A 3384-nucleotide genomic window follows, 5' to 3' on the forward strand; every position below is an offset into this window, starting at 1 on the left:
CCCCGTCTTTTGAGCCGGGCAGGTATTCTATCCCCGTCCGAACGGCGTTCAGCCGGGCGGGCGTTGAACTACGAAACCAATATTTTTCAAAAGAAGTTATCTCACTACGCTCCCAACACCAAATTCTTCTTTTGGAGCCACAAAAGTAAGTTTTCCATCCGAATTTTCTGCCATTAAAATCATTCCTTGTGAAATTATTCCTTTAATTTCCCTTGGTGCAAGGTTGATCAATATGCTTACTTGCTGGCCTACAATGTTTTCTGGTTCAAAAAACTCGGCAATGCCAGATACTACCGTCCTTTGGTCTATGCCGGTATCTACTGTTAATCTTAGCAGTTTTTTGGTTTTGGCCACTTTTTCTGCCGCTAAGATTTTTCCCGTTCTAATATCCATAGCAGAAAAATCATCAAAAGTAATATCGGCTTTTGAGGGTATGATCGCCGCGGTATCTTCCATCGCTATCCACTCTTTTCTATCATCCAATTTTTTGATTTGAGCTTCCACGGCTTCATCCTCCACTTTTTCGAACAATAAACTTGCTGGGTTTAACTGATGCCCATCGGCGAAAGCTATTTCTTGATCATAGCTTAAGGTATTATTCTCCACGTTTAACATAGCGAATAATTTTTTTGAAGTATGCGGTAAAAAAGCTTGAGATAAAGTAGCTAAATGGGCAATAATGTGTAAGCAGTTTTGTAAAACGTCTTTTGCCTCACCGGGGTTTTCCTTAAAGGTTTTCCAAGGCTCGTTTTCTGTTAGGTATTTATTGCCTAAACGGGCAACATCCATCAGGGCAGCTATGGCATTCCTAAATTTGAACTCGGTTAAATAACCATCAACATCATCATAAGCTTTTCCAATTAAATCATACAAAGCTTGATTGGTCAGTTTTTCGCCACCAAATACTTTTCCCTCAAAATATTTGTGCATCAAAATCATCACTCGGTTTACAAAATTACCTAAAATGGCCACCAACTCGTTGTTTACCCTTGCTTGGTAATCTTTCCAAGTAAATTCGCTATCACTGGTCTCTGGCATTATGGATGTTAAGACATAGCGTAATTCGTCTTGTTTGTTTGGGAAATCCTCTAAATATTCATGCAACCAAACGGCATGGTTCCTTGAGGTTGAAAGTTTATCGCCCTCTAAATTCAAAAACTCGTTTGCAGGCACTTGTGTTGGCAAGATATAATCGCCATGGGCATGTAAAATAGATGGAAAGGTAATGCAATGGAAAACGATATTATCTTTGCCAATAAAATGGATCAGACAAGCATTATCTACTTCGTTGGGTTGTTTTTTCCAATATAATTGCCAGTCTTTATCATGGTCTGTTGCCCATTGTTTAGTAGCAGAGATATAACCGATAGGTGCATCCATCCAAACGTAAAGTTTCTTGCCTTCTGCTTCTTTTAATGGTACATCAATACCCCAATCTAAATCTCTAGTCATGGATCGCGGCTGCAGACCTTGTTTTAGCCAAGAGCTGCACTGGCCGTAAACGTTGGTTTTCCAAACGTCTTTTTTACCTTCTAAAAGCCATTTTTCTAGCCAAGGCTGATATTTATCCAAAGGCAAATACCAATGTTTTGTAGGTTTTAAAATTGGGGCGTTGCCGCTTAAAGTAGAACGAGGATTAATTAAATCTGTTGGGCTTAAAGAAGTGCCACATTTTTCGCATTGATCGCCATAAGCATTGTCATTTCCGCAATTTGGGCAAGTACCAATAATATACCTGTCCGCTAAGAATTGTTGGTATTCCTCGTCAAAATATTGGTCAGAAAACTTTTCTATAAACTCTCCTTTTTCATAAAGATTTAAGAAAAACTCTTGGGAAAGATCATGATGGATAGCTGATGAAGTACGATGATAAATATCGAAAGCAATGCCAAAATCTTCAAAGCTTTTTTTGATCTGATTGTGGTATTGATCAATAATAGCTTGCGGGGTAGTGCCTTCTTTTTTTGCTTTGATAGTGATTGCGGCGCCATGTTCATCAGAACCGCAAACATAAACCACATCTTTATTTTTTAAGCGTAAATGCCTTACAAAAATATCGGCAGGTAAATAAGCACCGGCTAAATGCCCAATATGTAAGGGGCCGTTTGCATATGGCAAAGCCGAGGTAATGGTATATCTTTTGAAATCTTTGTCTGTCAAAACCGATTTGTATTTGATTTATTGATTGGCAAAGATAATTGATAGAAATGTATTCTGGTTATATTGGGGAAAGGAATTTAAAAGGATAAGGAGGCTTGCAGGGTTTATTTCTTCCTTCTTTTTAAAAAAGAATAGAAAAGCAAGCTACTTAATAAACCTCCCGCACCAAAATAAAGTGTGTTAACTCCTCAAATTAAATATTCAGCGATTCTATTTTCATTAATTATAGTTCCGTCTTTTAAAATCATTTCATATTTATTAGTGGTATTATTTTTAACTAAATCAAATTTATGGTTGCAATTATTCATTCTAAAAAATAACGCGTTAATACCTTTTTTAAACCCCATAACTTTAGTGATTTCAAATACATATTTTGAACATGAATAACGAAAAATGCATCTCTTCCTTTTTTGAACTGGAACAATCAACCAGTATAATCTGATTAATAATAGGAGAATAATTTTCATTCCTTAACAAAAACCAACATTTGGCGAGAGGTATTATAACCGGCTTTTGCCCCTAAACCAAAACATCCATTATCAGGGTTGACAAAGGTTGTCACGCTCTCTAGTCTAATATATTTCCACCCTTCCGAGGCTGTTATATTAATTAAATTTTCTAATTGTACCGCTACATGAGCAGAAGTACCCGTCTTAGGGTCTATTGACGCTATAAATGGTATTACTTTATATTCCATATTTTATTGATTTAAATTTCTAACATAAATTGTATAGTCTCATGTACTTTCCATAAAGTATATTCTCCAAAAAGCATCACAAAAACATCACAAAAACTTTCACAAGTTACCAGCCCAATGGGAATAGGGCCGGGCTTGTGAATGTTAATCATAGGGTTTTTGAAAAATTCAGGTTACACACCATGAAGCCCTGAATAAATAAGAACTATTTGATGGGTAAAATTAATGGTTTAGTGGGTGAGATTTTTACGGGAAACCGTAAAACGGGATTTTTTTATATGATGCCAATATCTTTGCAAAAAGCAATTAGCTGTTCGTTTTTAGTGAAACCTAAAGTCTCCCTTATCAAATTGAGCCGCTTTTCTATACTGCTTAGACCAGATGGTTTTATTTGTTTTGCCTCTAAAACATAGGGGATGTTTTTTTGTGGTATCCCTTGGGCCAATAAACTAATTAATTCAAGTTGCTAGTTAAAGAATAAAAAAGTAAGCATCAAAAATGAGAAATTTGGTTTACTACAACTAAAT

4 protein-coding genes and 1 pseudogene are annotated in these 3384 nt (G+C 36.1%); all 5 read right to left on the reverse strand.

The genetic code is table 11. The features are described from left to right. Window positions 1–96: 96 nt before the first annotated feature. The 5 genes and pseudogenes from metG to I5M32_RS16440 all read right to left on the reverse strand — a co-directional run bounded on the left by metG (window position 97) and on the right by I5M32_RS16440 (window position 3009). On the reverse strand, window positions 97–2160 hold the full coding sequence (metG, locus tag I5M32_RS16420; RefSeq protein ID WP_200588243.1) for a methionine--tRNA ligase: 2064 nt from the start codon (window positions 2158–2160) through the stop codon (window positions 97–99). 104 nt (window positions 2161–2264) lie between these two features. Next, a pseudogene (locus I5M32_RS17045) lies at window positions 2265–2333 on the reverse strand (LPXTG cell wall anchor domain-containing protein); the annotation flags it as partial. 15 nt (window positions 2334–2348) lie between these two features. Continuing rightward, window positions 2349–2627 carry a membrane protein insertion efficiency factor YidD gene (yidD, locus tag I5M32_RS17050; RefSeq protein WP_200588244.1) on the reverse strand — a complete coding sequence of 93 codons (279 nt, stop codon included), beginning with the start codon at window positions 2625–2627 and terminating at the stop codon, window positions 2349–2351. Then, the gene (locus I5M32_RS16435; protein WP_200588245.1) at window positions 2624–2857 is read right to left on the reverse strand and encodes a hypothetical protein; all 234 of its coding nucleotides are present in this window, start codon (window positions 2855–2857) and stop codon (window positions 2624–2626) included. Before I5M32_RS16435 ends, yidD begins: the two co-directional genes overlap by 4 nt. Before the next feature lie 11 nt (window positions 2858–2868). Then, window positions 2869–3009 carry a hypothetical protein gene (locus I5M32_RS16440; protein WP_200588246.1) on the reverse strand — a complete coding sequence of 47 codons (141 nt, stop codon included), beginning with the start codon at window positions 3007–3009 and terminating at the stop codon, window positions 2869–2871. Window positions 3010–3384 lie beyond the last annotated feature (375 nt).

Origin of the sequence: Pedobacter segetis (assembly GCF_016623585.1) — a bacterium.
Classification (GTDB): Bacteria; Bacteroidota; Bacteroidia; order Sphingobacteriales; family Sphingobacteriaceae; genus Pseudopedobacter; species Pseudopedobacter segetis.

Bases quoted from the DNA above. Each gene is read 5' to 3' on its own strand.
- yidD (WP_200588244.1), bottom strand. From the start codon at position 2,627: ATGAAAATTATTCTCCTATTATTAATCAGATTATACTGGTTGATTGTT.
- I5M32_RS16435 (WP_200588245.1), bottom strand. From the start codon at position 2,857: ATGGAATATAAAGTAATACCATTTATAGCGTCAATAGACCCTAAGACG.
- I5M32_RS16440 (WP_200588246.1), bottom strand. From the start codon at position 3,009: ATGATTAACATTCACAAGCCCGGCCCTATTCCCATTGGGCTGGTAACT.